This window comes from Citrobacter sp. Marseille-Q6884 (assembly GCF_945906775.1).
Classification (GTDB): domain Bacteria; phylum Pseudomonadota; class Gammaproteobacteria; order Enterobacterales; family Enterobacteriaceae; genus Citrobacter.
Map to the genome: position 1 here is coordinate 451,281 of NZ_CAMDRE010000001.1, position 15,912 is coordinate 467,192.

At 54.7% G+C, this 15,912-nt stretch carries 18 protein-coding genes; 13 read left to right on the forward strand and 5 right to left on the reverse strand.

The window, feature by feature from the left end:
* Nucleotides 1-33: 33 nt before the first annotated feature.
* A complete protein-coding gene (locus N7268_RS01995; RefSeq protein WP_260861632.1) occupies nt 34-1,335 on the reverse strand; it encodes an inorganic triphosphatase in 1,302 nt (433 codons plus the stop codon).
* A 241-nt stretch (nt 1,336-1,576) separates the two neighbouring features.
* Between N7268_RS01995 and N7268_RS02000 the strand changes: the two genes are divergently transcribed.
* Nucleotides 1,577-2,197 (forward strand): TIGR04211 family SH3 domain-containing protein, encoded by a 621-nt coding sequence (locus N7268_RS02000; protein ID WP_137382547.1) that lies wholly within the window; start codon nt 1,577-1,579, stop codon nt 2,195-2,197.
* 61 nt (nt 2,198-2,258) lie between these two features.
* Nucleotides 2,259-3,494 carry a multifunctional CCA addition/repair protein gene (locus tag N7268_RS02005; protein ID WP_198905729.1) on the forward strand — a complete coding sequence of 412 codons (1,236 nt, stop codon included), beginning with the start codon at nt 2,259-2,261 and terminating at the stop codon, nt 3,492-3,494.
* Nucleotides 3,495-3,554: 60 nt separating this feature from the next.
* On the opposite strand, the gene bacA is transcribed toward N7268_RS02005, so the two are convergent.
* Together bacA and folB are read right to left on the reverse strand one after the other, a co-directional pair.
* Nucleotides 3,555-4,373: an undecaprenyl-diphosphate phosphatase gene (gene bacA, locus N7268_RS02010; protein WP_260861633.1), complete on the reverse strand. Its 819-nt coding sequence runs from the start codon at nt 4,371-4,373 to the stop codon at nt 3,555-3,557.
* 84 nt (nt 4,374-4,457) lie between these two features.
* Nucleotides 4,458-4,826, reverse strand: coding sequence for a bifunctional dihydroneopterin aldolase/7,8-dihydroneopterin epimerase (gene folB, locus N7268_RS02015; protein ID WP_198905725.1), 369 nt, complete (start codon nt 4,824-4,826; stop codon nt 4,458-4,460).
* A gap of 106 nt (nt 4,827-4,932) precedes the next feature.
* Here folB and plsY point away from each other — a divergent pair, with 106 nt between their 5' ends.
* Nucleotides 4,933-5,550 (forward strand): glycerol-3-phosphate 1-O-acyltransferase PlsY, encoded by a 618-nt coding sequence (plsY, locus tag N7268_RS02020; RefSeq protein ID WP_198905723.1) that lies wholly within the window; start codon nt 4,933-4,935, stop codon nt 5,548-5,550.
* Nucleotides 5,551-5,580: 30 nt separating this feature from the next.
* Here the strand turns inward: plsY and N7268_RS02025 are convergent, their stop codons facing one another.
* Nucleotides 5,581-6,522 (reverse strand): LysR family transcriptional regulator, encoded by a 942-nt coding sequence (locus tag N7268_RS02025; protein ID WP_260861634.1) that lies wholly within the window; start codon nt 6,520-6,522, stop codon nt 5,581-5,583.
* Between the two features lie 210 nt (nt 6,523-6,732).
* Between N7268_RS02025 and ttdA the strand changes: the two genes are divergently transcribed.
* The 10 genes from ttdA to ureG all read left to right on the forward strand — a co-directional run bounded on the left by ttdA (nt 6,733) and on the right by ureG (nt 14,811).
* Nucleotides 6,733-7,644 (forward strand): L(+)-tartrate dehydratase subunit alpha, encoded by a 912-nt coding sequence (gene ttdA / locus N7268_RS02030; RefSeq protein WP_260861635.1) that lies wholly within the window; start codon nt 6,733-6,735, stop codon nt 7,642-7,644.
* Nucleotides 7,641-8,246, forward strand: a complete 606-nt coding sequence (gene ttdB, locus N7268_RS02035) for a L(+)-tartrate dehydratase subunit beta (protein ID WP_260861636.1) — start codon at nt 7,641-7,643, stop codon at nt 8,244-8,246. Before ttdA ends, ttdB begins: the two co-directional genes overlap by 4 nt.
* Before the next feature lie 49 nt (nt 8,247-8,295).
* Complete coding sequence (ttdT, locus tag N7268_RS02040) at nt 8,296-9,759, forward strand: L-tartrate/succinate antiporter (protein WP_260861637.1); 1,464 nt, start codon at nt 8,296-8,298, stop codon at nt 9,757-9,759.
* Between the two features lie 122 nt (nt 9,760-9,881).
* Entirely contained in the window at nt 9,882-10,706 is an 825-nt protein-coding gene (locus N7268_RS02045) for an urease accessory protein UreD (protein WP_260863517.1), read from the forward strand.
* Nucleotides 10,707-10,716: 10 nt separating this feature from the next.
* Nucleotides 10,717-11,019, forward strand: a complete 303-nt coding sequence (locus N7268_RS02050; RefSeq protein ID WP_260861638.1) for an urease subunit gamma — start codon at nt 10,717-10,719, stop codon at nt 11,017-11,019.
* Between the two features lie 8 nt (nt 11,020-11,027).
* Entirely contained in the window at nt 11,028-11,348 is a 321-nt protein-coding gene (locus tag N7268_RS02055; protein ID WP_260861639.1) for an urease subunit beta, read from the forward strand.
* Nucleotides 11,341-13,044 (forward strand): urease subunit alpha, encoded by a 1,704-nt coding sequence (gene ureC / locus N7268_RS02060; protein WP_260861640.1) that lies wholly within the window; start codon nt 11,341-11,343, stop codon nt 13,042-13,044. Before N7268_RS02055 ends, ureC begins: the two co-directional genes overlap by 8 nt.
* A gap of 9 nt (nt 13,045-13,053) precedes the next feature.
* Entirely contained in the window at nt 13,054-13,512 is a 459-nt protein-coding gene (gene ureE / locus N7268_RS02065; protein WP_198905720.1) for an urease accessory protein UreE, read from the forward strand.
* Nucleotides 13,512-14,183 carry an urease accessory protein UreF gene (locus N7268_RS02070; protein ID WP_260861641.1) on the forward strand — a complete coding sequence of 224 codons (672 nt, stop codon included), beginning with the start codon at nt 13,512-13,514 and terminating at the stop codon, nt 14,181-14,183. Before ureE ends, N7268_RS02070 begins: the two co-directional genes overlap by 1 nt.
* A gap of 10 nt (nt 14,184-14,193) precedes the next feature.
* Complete coding sequence (gene ureG / locus N7268_RS02075; protein ID WP_198905718.1) at nt 14,194-14,811, forward strand: urease accessory protein UreG; 618 nt, start codon at nt 14,194-14,196, stop codon at nt 14,809-14,811.
* A 60-nt stretch (nt 14,812-14,871) separates the two neighbouring features.
* Here ureG and tsaD read toward each other — a convergent pair whose 3' ends face one another.
* Entirely contained in the window at nt 14,872-15,885 is a 1,014-nt protein-coding gene (tsaD, locus tag N7268_RS02080) for a tRNA (adenosine(37)-N6)-threonylcarbamoyltransferase complex transferase subunit TsaD (protein ID WP_198905717.1), read from the reverse strand.
* Nucleotides 15,886-15,912 lie beyond the last annotated feature (27 nt).

The following is a 15,912-nucleotide window of genomic DNA, read 5'->3' on the forward strand; positions in this document are numbered from 1 at the left end:
GGCTTACACACTGTTCTGGCCCCAGAGGCCTGATTATCGTTTTCCGCTATGCAGCCAGAACGGTTCCTGAGAGATTGCTTCGTTACGGAAGTGTTCAATTTCAATATGTTGGCGGGTCGAAATGGCGTGACGCAAGCCCTGCCAGTTGGCAATCCATTCCGATGCAACCATCTCGTCGTAGTATCCCGCCAGCATGAGAATGCTATCGATATTGCGATTCAGGCGTGGGATCTGGTCAGCATACTGATCGCCTAACGGCTGACCAAACGTCGTTTTCAGTTCAGCAGCGTGGCGTGAGAGATGGGTATCGGAAAAACGTTTAAAGGAGTCAGCAATTTTTCCCTGCGCCTTCGCATCCAGGAACGGTTGCCACGCTTTGGTCACCAGCCATTCCGTCAGCGCCAGTTTTGCCATCGCCGTTTGCGTGTTGTAAACCGCCGAGACAGCAGAAACCTCTGAGGCAATGGTGGCTTCCGACTGCGTCAGCAAATCACGTAAGTGAGCGCTCGCTTTACGCGGGACATTACCGCCAAACAGCATCAGGATATGACGAACCAACCCCATTGCCGCCAGCACCTCGGCTTTCGCCCCTTTAACACCGCGTACCCACAACTCTTCATGGTATTGCCATTGCGATAATGCCAGTTCCAGCGCCGCTTCCAGTCCTTGCTCAATGCTCGCCTTCGCAGGGACCTTCAAAATACCCGTCGGTTTGAGTTCGCGCGGCAAATTCCCCTGCGCCAGATGATAACCACGTGCCGCCTTGCTCAGACTCCCCTGGCGTAAACCCGTTTGCGACACCAGCCGGTTAGCCAGCTTCAGCACCGCGCGGGTATCACCGCTTAATAGCTCAAGCTCCAGTTCACAGATAGGTTCAGCAAACTCACCGGCTTTCACTTCCCCCTGGTCGAGGGCGATTTCAATCTGGCTACCCTCCACGTTAACCAGCCATTTCTCGCGATAAAAATCGGTGCTGAACAGCGGTTGCACCTGCGCCGCAAGATCGGCGGGTAGCTCGCCATTCGGCCACACCTCGGCAGGAAACTGCGCGAGATCCAGCTCCGGCGCGTTGAGCGCGATGTTGTATTCCGGTCGCTGATGTAATCCGCCCGTCACGCGCCCGGCAATTTTCAGGGTCATTTCGTATTGACCCTTCTCGCCTCGAATACGCAGCCCCATATCATGACCGCGCAACCACGCATCCGGCGTTTCGTAATAAATATTCAACAGCTGGCTGGGCGCATGATGCTCTCCCCCCAGCGTATTTAAACGTTCACGTAGCGCATCTACAGCATCATGATTGACGATAAATTTTAATTCGATTTCCTGGGCCATGGTCTTGTACTTATGGGTTATGTCACAGTTGAGAAAACAGACTGCGAACTTAGTGCATTCTTAATTGTCAGTAGATAGTATTTTGCGCCAAATTGCCATGCAACGAGCAATTTGACGGGCGTAAAAGTTTCGAGTGGTGGCAAAAAGGACACAGATGATTCCGATTGATGTCGAATGCTTTGCGTAGAGACACTGATGCCACTACTATCGTTCCACTTTCTATGACAATAACGACAGCCTGATGCCAAAATTACGCCTGATTGGATTAACTTTACTTGCACTTAGCGCCACTGCAGTCTCCCATGCCGAAGAAAAGCGCTATGTCTCTGATGAACTGAACACCTGGGTCCGCAGCGGTCCGGGGGATAATTATCGCCTCGTGGGTACGGTGAACGCAGGCGAGGAAGTCACGCTATTACAAACCGATGCCAACACCAACTACGCTCAGGTGAAAGACAGCACCGGGCGTACGGCCTGGATCCCGCTGAAAGAGCTGAACAGTACGCCAAGCCTGCGTACCCGCGTCCCGGATTTAGAAAACCAGGTCAAAACGCTGACGGACAAGCTCAATAATATCGACACCACGTGGAACCAGCGTACCGCCGATATGCAGCAAAAAGTGGCGCAAAGCGACAGCGTTATCGACGGACTGAAAGAAGAAAATCAGAAGCTGAAGAACGAGCTTATCGTGGCGCAAAAGAAAGTCAGCGCAGCCAACCTTCAGCTTGATGACAAGCAGCGTACCATCATCATGCAGTGGTTTATGTATGGTGGCGGCGTGTTAGGGCTTGGCCTGTTGCTGGGTCTGGTTCTGCCGCACATGATCCCAAGCCGTAAGCGCAAAGACCGCTGGATGAACTAAATCGCCTTCTCCGCCACACTGACATATGATTAAGGGATATTTTTTTCAAAAGGAAAGTGGCGTGAAGATTTATCTGGTCGGTGGTGCTGTTCGGGATGCGTTATTAGGGCTACCGGTTAAAGATAAAGATTGGGTCGTTGTCGGCGCCACGCCGCAGGAGATGCTTGACGCGGGCTACCAGCAGGTAGGTCGCGATTTTCCCGTGTTTCTTCACCCGCAAACGCGGGAAGAATATGCGCTGGCGCGCACTGAGCGAAAATCAGGTTCAGGTTACACAGGATTCGTCTGCTACGCCGCGCCAGATGTGACGCTGGAAGCCGATCTCCAACGCCGTGATCTGACCATTAACGCGCTGGCTCGCGATGACGACGGAGAGATTATCGATCCCTATCACGGGCGTCAGGATCTGGAAAACCGTCTGCTACGCCATGTCTCCCCAGCCTTTAGCGAAGATCCCCTACGCGTGTTGCGTGTCGCGCGCTTTGCCGCCCGCTATGCGCACCTCAGTTTCCGTATTGCCGATGAAACCATGGCGCTGATGCGCGACATGACCGCCGCTGGCGAGCTGGAACACCTAACGCCAGAACGGGTATGGAAAGAGACAGAAAATGCCCTTACGACCCGTAATCCGCAGGTATTTTTCCAGGTTCTGCGCGACTGTGGCGCACTGCGCGTTCTGTTCCCGGAAATCGATGCCCTGTTTGGCGTTCCGGCACCGGCTCAATGGCACCCGGAAATCGATACAGGCATTCACACGCTGATGACGCTGTCGATGGCTGCCATGTTAAGCCCGAACGTTGATATCCGTTTCGCGACGCTTTGTCACGACCTCGGCAAGGCATTAACGCCACCTGCGCTTTGGCCGCGTCATCATGGTCACGGTCCGGCGGGGGTTAAGCTGGTAGAACAGCTGTGTCAGCGCCTGCGCGTCCCCAATGACATCCGTGATTTAGCCAAACTGGTCTGTGAGTTTCACGATCTCATTCATACCTTCCCGATCCTGCAACCGAAAACCATCGTTAAGCTATTTGATTCCATTGATGCCTGGCGCAAACCGCAGCGCGTGGAGCAAATCGCCCTGACAAGTGAAGCCGACGTACGCGGTCGAACCGGTTTTGAAGCGGCAGATTACCCACAAGGCAGACTGCTGCGCGAAGCCTGGCAGGTTGCGCAGTCTGTGCCAACAAAAGATGTCGTCGAGGCGGGATTCAAAGGTCCGGAAATTCGTGAGGAGCTGACCCGACGCCGTATTGCGGCGGTGGCCAGTTGGAAGGAACAGCGTTGCCCGAAAGCATAAAACGTCTGTGATGCCGTGCCGGATAAGACGTTTACGCCCCTGTCCGGCACGGCATCATGATCAGAAGAACACCACGTAAACCGCAGCCGCCACGATAAAACGGTAAATCGCAAACGGGATAAACGAGATACGTTTGATCAGTTGCAGGAACGTTTTGATCGCCACCAGCGCCACGATAAACGCCGTCACAAAGCCCACAGTAAACATCGGAATATCTGACGCGCTCAGGAATGACCAGCTCTTGTAGAGATCCAACGCCGTCGCGCCCATCATCATCGGCACAGCCAGCAGGAACGAAAACTCAGACGCCGCGTAACGGCTCACGCCCATTAGCATGCCACCCGAGATGGTCGCACCGGAGCGGGAAAAACCCGGCCACAGCGCCAGACACTGGAAGCAGCCGATCATAAACGCCTGGCGATACGTCATATCATCCAGACCCGGTGCGCGTGGCTCTTTAGGTTTCAGGCATTCAGCGGCAATCAGCAACACGCCACCCACAACCAGCGCATACATCACGTTGATTGGGTTAAACAGTGACTTAATGGTGTCGTGGAACACCAGACCCAGTACCACTGCCGGAATCATCCCCAACAGGATGTGCCCCAACGTCAACCGCCCTTTTCCCGTGCCTTCATGCGGGGTTCTGCCAAAGTGAATACCAATCAGGCCAAACAGACGTCGCCAGAACATCACCACGACCGCCAGAATGGACCCCAGTTGGATCACGACTTCAAATGTTTTTGCGGTATCACCTTCAAAACCCAGCAGGTGGCCAACAATAATCATATGGCCCGTACTGGAGACAGGTAAAAACTCCGTCAACCCTTCGACCACACCCAAAATTGCCGCCACCAGCAGCGAGTGCATATCACTCATCAATAAACCCCTAGATAGAAAGCCACGGTCAAAAAGAACCGACGTCAGGCCCTTTTATACCTGTTTGATTTAGAAATTATTAAATTAATTATTTTCTTTCAGATTATTGCTACGCTCAATGATAACGCCGACGTTTGCCGCCCGGGCTACCGCCCCAGGTTTACTGAGTTTGATACGTACCCACGGAGAATTAAAACGGCTAAGCAGGAGATCCGCCACTTCTTCCGCCACACGTTCAACCAGCGCGAAACGCCCGCCTTCCACATGGCTGACAACCGTTTGAGCGATATCAGCATAGCTCAGGCAGTCGGCAACATCATCGCTTTTGGCTGATTTACGGTTATCCCACGCCATTTCGATATCGAACACCAGTTTTTGTTCAATCGTTTGTTCCCAGTCGTAAACACCGATAGTGGTGATTACTGAAAGTTGCTCTATAAATACAATATCCATCACGACCTGCCTGCTTTTTGGCTAACCCGGATACCACTTCCGGCGAAATATGCGTATTATCCACGGAAGTAGCGTTTTACACGACATTTTCAAAACGGAACAGCTTATGAGTGCAATCGCGCCTGGAATGATCATCTTCGCGTACCTCTGCGGCTCAATTTCCAGTGCCATTCTGGTATGCCGCCTCGCTGGATTGCCGGACCCGCGTGACAGCGGTTCTGGGAATCCGGGCGCGACAAACGTGTTGCGAATCGGTGGCAAAGGAGCCGCTCTCGCCGTGCTGATTTTCGACGTCCTGAAGGGTATGTTACCCGTGTGGGGCGCATACGCGCTAGGCGTGAGTCCCTTCTGGTTGGGATTGATTGCCATTGCTGCCTGCCTGGGCCACATATGGCCGGTATTCTTCGGCTTTAAAGGTGGGAAAGGCGTCGCCACCGCTTTTGGTGCAATTGCGCCAATTGGCTGGGACTTAACGGGTGTGATGGCCGGAACCTGGCTACTGACCGTCTTGTTGAGCGGCTATTCATCGTTAGGAGCCATCGTCAGCGCCCTGATCGCGCCATTCTATGTCTGGTGGTTCAAACCCCAGTTCACCTTTCCGGTTTCCATGCTATCGTGCTTAATTCTCCTCCGCCACCATGACAACATCCAACGTCTGTGGCGTCGTCAGGAGACTAAGATATGGACCAAGCTGAAGAAAAAGCGCGAAAAAGATCCCGAGTAATGGTATTGCCGGATAGCGACGTTAAATGTCTTATCCGGCGTGGGGAACCTGGTATCCTTCATTAGGTTTACCCAGGCGGTGCTGGCACCACGTTGCCAGAAACTCCACACATACACGCAGCTTCACACTGCGATACAAAGGCTCCTGGTAAACCGCCCAGATATTGGCGCTTTGCGCATATTCTGGCAGTACACGAACCAGTTCACCGCTTGCCAGAAACGGCTGCACATCCCATTCAGAGCGCAGCATTATCCCTTTTCCCTGTAGCGCCCACTGCAACACAATCTCACCGCTGTTGGAAGAAAGATGCCCCGCAACTTTGACCGACTTTTTCTCCTGCCCGTTATCCAGTTCCCATACGCCGTGGGTCATATCGCGTTCTTTTGTCACCAGACAATCATGGCGACTTAATTCCTGCAACGTCACTGGCTCACCATATTTTTGCAAATACGCGGGTGCGGCACACAATATTCTTTTATTTTTCGTTAACAAATGCGCAATATAATAGTCCGGGATATCATCATTAATACGAATATCCAGATCAATATTATCCTGCGCTAAATCAATTTGCCGATCGAAGAGTTCGAAATGTACCTGTAATTCAGGGTAACAATGCATCAATTCGGTAATTGCGGGAGCAATATAGCTTCGCCCAAAACCAAAACTACAGCCAATGCGAATCATGCCTTCCGGGCGCGTTTTGATTTGTGTAACGTCATCCACCAGATGCTGATAGCGGGCGAGGATCTCCTGCGCATGCTCATAGCAACGCTGCCCGCTTTCGGTTAACGCTACGCCGCGAGCGGAGCGGCTGAGCAGCGTTGTGCCAAGCGCGGACTCAAGGATCTGAATGCGTTTGGTCACAAATGCGGGCGTTTGTCCGAGCGTCGCTGCCGCTGCGCTAAAGCTTCCACTATGCACAATTTCAACCAGCACCTGCAGGTCTTTCGCCAGAGGATATGTATTCAGCATATTCGGTTTATCCATGATGTTGTTAGCCGCAGTGTAATTCCCTGTGGCGACGTAAACCCTGCCTTTGCGCAATTTTTATTGCCTTATTTCGTCATCATTCACGAACTGTTAATTGGATATTCACGGCGGCAAAAAATATAAACCCATACATTTAGTGGTAGCTTGTGCCGGAGAATTTATTTCCAGATAAATAAAAGAACTGGAGTTGACATGATGAGCAATCAAAATAACCAACACGCGGTCAATACGCTGACGAACATTGTCGCTAACTTTACCGCCATGATTTCTACCCGGATGCCCGACGATGTCGTGGATAAATTAAAACAGCTACGGGAAGGTGAAACTTCGCCGATGGGTAAAATCATCTACCACACCATGTTCGATAACATGCAGAAAGCTATCGACCTGAATCGCCCGGCGTGTCAGGACACCGGCGAAATCATGTTCTTTGTGAAAGTCGGATCACGCTTTCCGCTGCTGGGCGAACTCCAAAGCATTCTCAAACAGGCCGTTGAAGATGCGACGGTGAAAGCGCCGCTGCGCCACAATGCGGTGGAGATTTTTAACGAAATCAATACCGGCAAAAACACCGGTACCGGTGTGCCGTGGGTCACCTGGGACATCATCCCGGACGGTGACGATGCAGAAATCGAAGTCTACATGGCGGGCGGCGGTTGTACGCTGCCAGGGCGCTCCACCGTGTTAATGCCTTCCGAAGGCTACGAAGGCGTCGTGAAATTTGTCTTTGAAAACATCTCAACGCTGGCGGTGAACGCCTGCCCGCCGGTGCTGGTTGGCGTCGGTATTGCCACGTCGGTGGAAACCGCCGCCGTGCTCTCACGTAAAGCGGTTCTGCGCCCCATCGGCACACGCCACCCGAACCCGAAAGCGGCCGAGCTGGAACAGCGCCTGGAGGACGGTCTTAATCGTCTGGGTATTGGTCCACAAGGACTGACCGGCAACAGTTCCGTCATGGGTGTGCATATCGAATCCGCCGCGCGCCACCCCTCAACGATTGGCGTTGCCGTTTCTACCGGCTGCTGGGCGCATCGTCGCGGCACGCTGCGGGTTCATGCCGACCTCTCCTTCGAAAATCTGTCTCATACCCGGAGCGCGTTATGAAAAAGATCCTGACAACCCCGATCAAAGCCGAAGATCTGGAAGACATCCGCGTTGGCGATGTGATTTACCTGACCGGGACATTAGTCACCTGTCGCGACGTCTGTCATCGCCGGTTAATCGAACTTAAGCGCCCCATTCCTTTCGATCTGAAGGGGAAAGCCATTTTCCACGCCGGGCCGATCGTGCGTAAGAACGGTGAAAAATGGGAGATGGTCTCCATCGGCCCCACCACCAGCATGCGTATGGAAGCCTTTGAAAAAGAGTTTATCGAGCAAACCGGCGTGAAGCTGGTGGTCGGCAAAGGCGGTATGGGACCGCTGACTGAAGAGGGATGTAAGCAGTTCAAAGCACTGCATGTGATCTTCCCGGCAGGCTGTGCGGTGGTTGCCGCAACGCAGGTCGAAGAGATCGAAGAAGTGCACTGGACGGAGCTCGGGATGCCGGAATCCCTGTGGGTTTGTCGGGTAAAAGAGTTCGGCCCGCTGATTGTCTCCATCGACACCCACGGCAACAACCTGATCGCTGAAAACAAAAAGCAGTTCGCTGAACGTCGCGGCCCTATCGTGGACGAAATCTGCGAGCACGTGCACTACATCAAATAACCCTCCCGGAGAGGCGCAATGCCTCTCCCTCTTTCGCAGGGATACAACAATGGCACCTTTAGCTGGTTGGTGGCGATACCTGGCTCCGCTGGTGGTCATCGCCATTATTGCTGTTTTGCCCGTTCCCACCGGTCTTGAGAGCCATACCTGGCTCTATTTTGCCGTCTTTACCGGTGTGATTGTGGGACTCATTCTGGAACCTGTGCCGGGCGCAGTGGTGGCCATGATCGGCATTTCGGTGATTGCAGTGCTCTCGCCGTGGCTACTGTTCAGCCCTGAACAACTCGCGCAGGACGGTTTTAAATTTACCGCCAAATCATTGTCATGGGCGGTGTCTGGTTTTTCCAACTCGGTTATCTGGCTGATTTTCGCCGCCTTTATGTTCGGGACGGGCTATGAAAAAACCGGTCTGGGTCGGCGCATTGCACTGTGGCTGGTGAAAAAAATGGGGCATCGCACACTGTTTCTCGGCTATGCGGTGATGTTTTCTGAGTTGATCCTTGCCCCTGTTACCCCCTCTAACTCGGCGCGTGGTGCAGGCATTATCTATCCGATCATTCGTAACCTTCCACCGCTCTATCACTCGCAGCCAAATGATTCCAGTTCTCGCTCTATTGGTTCTTATATTATGTGGATGGGGATTGTCGCCGACTGTGTCACCAGCGCGATTTTCTTAACCGCGATGGCGCCAAACCTGCTGCTGATTGGCCTGATGAAAGGGGCTTCTCATACTGCGCTGAGTTGGGGCGACTGGTTCTTAGGCATGCTGCCACTGAGTATTTTACTGGTGTTGTTAGTGCCGTGGCTGGCGTATGTGTTGTACCCGCCAGTGCTGAAATCAGGCGATCAGGTTCCTCGCTGGGCTGAATCCGAACTTAACGCGATGGGGCCACTCTGCGCACGCGAAAAAAAGATGCTGGTACTGATGGTTGGTGCGTTGGTGCTGTGGATCTTTGGCGGCGATTACATCGATGCCGCCATGGTCGGCTACAGCGTTGTCGCACTGATGCTGGTGTTACGCATCATCAGTTGGGATGACATTGTCAGCAACAAAGCGGCATGGAACGTCTTCTTCTGGCTGGCTTCGCTGATTACTTTAGCCACCGGACTGAACAATACCGGCTTTATCACCTGGTTTGGCAAGCTGCTGGCAAACGGACTCAGCGGTTACTCGCCAACAATGGTGATGGTCGCGCTGATCGTGGTGTTTTATCTCTTGCGCTACTTCTTTGCCAGCGCCACGGCCTATACCTCTGCGCTGGCACCGATGATGATTGCCGCCGCACTGGCAATGCCAGAAATCCCACTGCCAGTGTTCTGTCTGATGGTGGGAGCGGCAATTGGTCTGGGCAGCATACTCACCCCGTACGCAACCGGTCCAAGCCCTATCTACTACGGCAGCGGATATCTGCCGACGGTGGATTACTGGCGGCTGGGCGCCATTTTTGGCCTGATTTTCCTGGTACTACTGGTCATCACAGGTCTGGTCTGGATGCCTCTCGTTTTGCTGTAAACCTCGTTGGGGCGACATGACGCGCCCCTTTTTTCCATAAGCTTCTCGTATGACCGTTTTGCCAGAGCGCTGAGGCATACTTTTTGGTATGCACACATTCTCATAGTGATGAGGGAAACGCTCTGGATACTGCGGCGCACGGGACACTCACACGGGGCTGGCAGGCCGAACTGGACCTGCGGTTTACCCGAAGCGAGCACAAAACGGTGCTCGCTTCGGCTCGCCATGTGGGTCCCCTGACGGTACAACGCCCGTTCTATCCGGAAAAAGACGTTTGCCATCTCTATTTGCTTCATCCTCCTGGCGGGATTGTCGGTGGCGACGAACTGCGTATCTCAGTCACGCTGGAGGAACAAAGCCACGCGTTAATCACCATGCCCGGTGCGGGAAAGTTTTATCGCAGCCGTGGCCCACAAGCGGTGCTGCGTCAGACTTTTACGCTCGCACCGCAAGCCACCCTGGAGTGGCTTCCACAGGATACGATCCTCTTTCCCGGCGCAAACGCCCATATTCAGTCGGTGTTTCATTTGACTAACGACAGCCGTCTGCTGGCCTGGGATCTCTGTTGCCTGGGTCGGCCTGTGATGCACGAAAGCTTCTGCCACGGCACGTTACACAACCGTCTGGAAGTGTGGCGAGAGGGTCTGCCGTTGCTGATTGAACGACTACATATTCACAGCGGCGAGCTGAATATCCTTGCCCATCAACCCTGGGTCGGCACGCTGCTGTGTTATCCGGCCACGGAAAGCATGCTGGAAGGGACGCGTGAGCGGCTTGCCCCCCTCGGTGATTATGCCGGGGCAACGCGGGTCGATTCCCTGCTCACCGTCCGTTTTCTTTCAAACGACAACCTGATCGTGGGTGGCGTGATGCGCGATATCTGGCAATTTTTGCGCCCATTACTGACTCAAAAATCTCCCGTACTGCCCCGAATCTGGCAAACATAAGAGAGTCCCTATGGAACTGACCCCCAGAGAAAAAGACAAGCTGTCGCTCTTTACTGCCGCGTTGGTGGCTGAGCGCCGTCTGGCCCGTGGGTTGAAGCTCAATTACCCGGAATCCGTGGCGCTGATTAGCGCCTTCATTATGGAAGGTGCGCGTGACGGTAAAACCGTCGCTTCACTGATGGAGGACGGTCGCCACGTTCTGACGCGCGATCAGGTGATGGAGGGCGTTCCGGAGATGATCCCGGACATTCAGGTTGAAGCGACTTTCCCGGACGGTTCAAAGCTGGTCACCGTTCATAATCCGATCATATAGGAGCGGCAATGATCCCTGGTGAATATAAGATCCTGGCGGGCAATATCGCCATCAACGCGGGACGAAAAACCTGCACGATCGTCGTGGAAAATCATGGTGATCGGCCCGTTCAGGTCGGATCACATTACCACTTTTATGAGGTCAATCCCGCGCTGCGTTTCGACCGGCAAAAAGCATTGGGCTTTCGTCTGAATATTCCAGCAGGCACCGCAGTACGTTTTGAGCCCGGGCAAAAGCGGGAAGTCGAGTTGGTCTACGTCGCAGGCGCACAGCAGATCGTTGGTTTTCGCGGCGCAGTGATGGGCGCGCTGGAGGCAGACAATGCGTGAACTCTCCCGACAGGCGTATGCCGACATGTTTGGCCCCACCACCGGCGACAAAGTGCGTCTGGCCGATACCGAACTGTGGATCGAGGTGGAAAACGATCTCACCACTTACGGTGAAGAGGTTAAATTCGGCGGAGGGAAAGTGATCCGCGATGGAATGGGCCAGGGACAAATGCGCGCCGACGCCTGTGTGGATCTGGTGATCACCAACGCGCTGATCGTCGATCACTGGGGGATCGTCAAAGCGGATATCGGCATTAAAGACGGCAGGATTGCCGCCATTGGCAAAGCGGGCAACCCGGATATACAACCTGACGTCACGATCCCGATTGGTGTGGGTACTGAAGCGATCGCCGGCGAAGGTAAGATCGTTACTGCAGGCGGAGTGGATACGCATATTCACTGGATCTGCCCGCAGCAGGCGGAAGAGGCGCTGGTTTCCGGGGTCACAACAATGATCGGCGGCGGTACAGGACCAGCCGCTGGAACCCATGCGACAACGTGTACACCGGGTCCGTGGTATATCGCCCGCATGTTACAGGCAGCAGACGCGCTGCCGGTCAATATCGGCTTTCTCGGCAAAGGCAATGGCTCCTGTCCTGATGCGCTGCGCGAACAGGTCGCCGCTGGCGCAATCGGTCTGAAGATCCATGAAGATTGGGGCGCAACGCCTGCGGCGATTGACTGTGCGTTAACCGTTGCTGATGAGATGGACATTCAGGTCGCGCTGCACAGCGATACGCTGAATGAATCCGGTTTTGTGGAAGATACGCTGGCGGCCATTGGCGATCGCACCATTCATACCTTCCATACCGAAGGCGCTGGCGGTGGCCATGCGCCGGATATCATCACCGCCTGCACGCACGCCAATATTCTGCCCTCCTCGACCAACCCGACGCTGCCTTACACCGTCAACACGATCGACGAACATCTGGACATGCTGATGGTTTGTCATCATCTCGACCCGGATATTGCCGAAGATGTGGCGTTTGCCGAATCACGCATTCGCAGAGAAACGATCGCCGCCGAAGACGTGCTGCACGATATCGGCGCGTTTTCGCTGACCTCATCAGATTCCCAGGCAATGGGACGCGTAGGAGAAGTGATCCTGCGAACCTGGCAGGTAGCGCATCGCATGAAAGTCCAGCGTGGCGCGCTGGCGGAAGAAACGGGCGACAACGATAACCAGCGAGTGAAACGCTACATCGCCAAATACACCATTAATCCGGCGCTGACTCATGGCATCGCCCACGAAGTGGGGTCTGTCGAGGTCGGGAAACTGGCAGATCTGGTGCTCTGGTCGCCTGCGTTTTTCGGTGTGAAGCCTGCCACCATCATTAAGGGCGGGATGATTGCCTGTGCGCCGATGGGCGACATCAACGCCTCAATCCCGACGCCGCAGCCGGTACATTACCGCATGATGTTCGGGGCGCTGGGCACCGCTCGCCATCACAGCCGCCTGACATTTATTTCGCAAGCGGCAGATGCACTCCACATCCCGCAACAGCTCAATCTGCACAGTGCCATCGCGGTGGTAAAGGGCTGCCGAACGGTGAAAAAAGCCGACATGATCCACAACAGCCTACAACCCAATATTACCGTCGATGCCCAAACCTACGAGGTACGCATTGATGGGGAATTGATCACCAGCGAAGCGGCAGATGTGCTGCCGATGGCGCAACGTTACTTTCTATTTTAAGGAGCCGAGATGCTGTTTCTGACACAACGTATTGACACCTCTGCCGCTGCGACCGCCACGCTGACGTTACCCATTGATGTGCGCGTCAAAAGTCGGGCGAAAGTACACCTGAATGACGGTCGCGAAGCGGGTCTGATGCTACCGCGCGGCCTGTTGCTACGCGGCGGTGACCGTCTGAGTACGGAAGACGGTACGGTCGTCGTGGAAATTATCGCGGCTGACGAAGCGGTTTCCGTCGTGCGCTGCGCCGATCCGTTTCTGCTCGCCAAAGCCTGCTATCACCTGGGCAACCGCCACGTACCGCTACAAATTCTGCCCGATGAACTGCGCTACCACCACGATCATGTGCTGGATGACATGCTGCGCCAGTTCAACCTGCAGGTCACATTTGCCCATCTGCCGTTTGAGCCGGAAGCTGGCGCATATGCCAGCGAGTCTCACGGACATCATCACAGCCATGCCCACTGATGCGTGAAACCCAACAGCTGCGCCTGATGCAGCTCGCCAGCAGCAGTTTACCGGTGGGATCGTTTACCTGGTCTCAGGGACTTGAGTGGGCGGTGGAGGCCGGCTGGGTAAAAAGTGCTGATGACTTTTCTCGCTGGCAGATCCAGCAAATGGAACAGAACTTTTTTACCGTCGATTTACCGCTGTTCGCCCGGCTTTACCACGCCTGCGAACAGAACGATTTTACCGCCGCCCGCCGCTGGACAGCCTGGTTGCTGGCCTGTCGGGAAACCCGCGAACTGCGTGAAGAAGAACGTAGCAGAGGGATCGCATTTACGCGTCTGGTGGCGGACTGGGAGCCGGATTTCCCCCCGCAATGGCGTACACTCTTTGCCGACAGCCAGCTCTGTGGTTTGGCCTGGCTGGGCGTACGCTGGAACCTCCCTCTCGCGGATCTCGCCCTGAGCTTCGGCTACAGCTGGATCGAGAGCGCGGTGATGGCCGGGGTCAAACTGGTTCCTTTTGGGCAACAGGCGGCGCAACGGTTGATCATGTCGCTTTGCGATCGTTATGCGCAGGGCCTGACACAAGCGCTGGCATGCCCTGATAACAGCGTGGGGTCAGCGACTCCCCTGGCCGCCATCGCCTCATCCCGGCATGAAACCCAATATTGCCGATTATTCCGCTCCTGAGGAGACAAAAATGCGTGAATATAAACATCCCCTGCGCGTTGGCGTGGGCGGTCCGGTCGGTTCCGGTAAAACGGCGCTGCTGGAAGCGTTATGCAAAGCCATGCGCACCACTTACCAACTGGCAGTGGTAACCAACGATATCTACACCAAAGAGGATCAGCGCATTCTCACCGAAGCGGGCGCACTGGAGCCGGACAGGATTGTGGGTGTGGAAACGGGCGGCTGCCCGCATACAGCGATCCGCGAAGATGCGTCGATGAATCTGGCCGCAGTAGAAGCACTCAGCGAGAAATTCGGCAATCTGGATCTGATCTTCGTTGAAAGCGGCGGTGATAACCTGAGTGCCACCTTCAGCCCGGAATTAGCCGATCTGACGATCTACGTGATCGACGTAGCCGAAGGCGAGAAGATCCCGCGTAAAGGTGGACCGGGGATCACAAAATCTGATTTTCTGGTGATCAACAAAACCGACCTCGCGCCTTATGTCGGTGCGTCGCTGGAGGTTATGGAGCGTGACACCCTGCGTATGCGAGGCGAGCGCCCCTGGACGTTTAGCAATTTAAAATCAGGCGAGGGTCTGGCTAAAATTATCGCGTTTCTGGAAGAGAAAGGGATGCTGCGGGTGTAGTGCGGTGTTGTGCTGTAATTGCCCGGTGACGCTGCGTCTACCGGGCAAGACAGAAAGCGCTTACGCCGCAGGCAACTCCGCCAGCGGCCAGCGTGGGCGTACGGTGACACCGAGGTCGGCCGTTGCGCCGGCTTTAAAACGCACCATGCCCGCATACGCGATCATCGCGCCGTTATCGGTACAAAATTCCGGGCGCGCATAAAACACTTCGCCACGACGCTTTTGCATCATCTCCGCCAGTTTCGCACGCAGGGTACGGTTCGCACTCACCCCACCCGCCATCACCAGGCGTTTAAAACCGGTTTGATCCAACGCGCGTTTGCACTTGATCATCAACGTATCCACCACCGCATCTTCGAAGGCGCGGGCGATATCCGCACGGGTCTGATCGTCGTTTCCGTTATTGCGAATGGTATTTGCTGCAAAGGTCTTCAAACCGGAAAAGCTGAAATCGAGTCCCGGACGGTCAGTCATAGGACGTGGGAAAACAAAACGTTTTTCTACGCCCTGTGATGCCAGCTTAGACAACATCGGGCCGCCAGGATAATCCAGCCCCAGCAGCTTGGCCGTTTTATCGAATGCTTCACCCGCAGCATCATCGATCGATTCGCCCAGCAGTTCATACTGGCCGATCCCGGTGACGCTAATCAGTTGGGTATGTCCCCCCGAAACCAGCAGCGCGACAAACGGATATTCCGGCGGATTGTCTTCCAGCATCGGTGCCAGCAGATGTCCTTCCATATGGTGAACAGGAATTGCCGGTACGTTCCAGGCGAACGCCAGCGAGCGACCAACCGTTGCGCCGACCAGCAGTGCGCCAACCAGACCCGGACCTGCGGTATAGGCCACCGCATCGATGTCTTTTGCCGTCAGGTTCGCTTCTTTTAATGCCGCCTGAATCAGCGGCACAGTTTTGCGCACGTGATCGCGCGAAGCCAGTTCAGGCACCACGCCGCCGTAGTCAGCGTGTAATTTCACCTGACTATACAATTGGTTGGCTAACAGACCTTTTTCATCGTCGTAAATGGCGATGCCGGTTTCATCGCAGGATGTTTCAATTCCCAGTACACGCATGACTTATTTTACCTCGCTCTAATACCG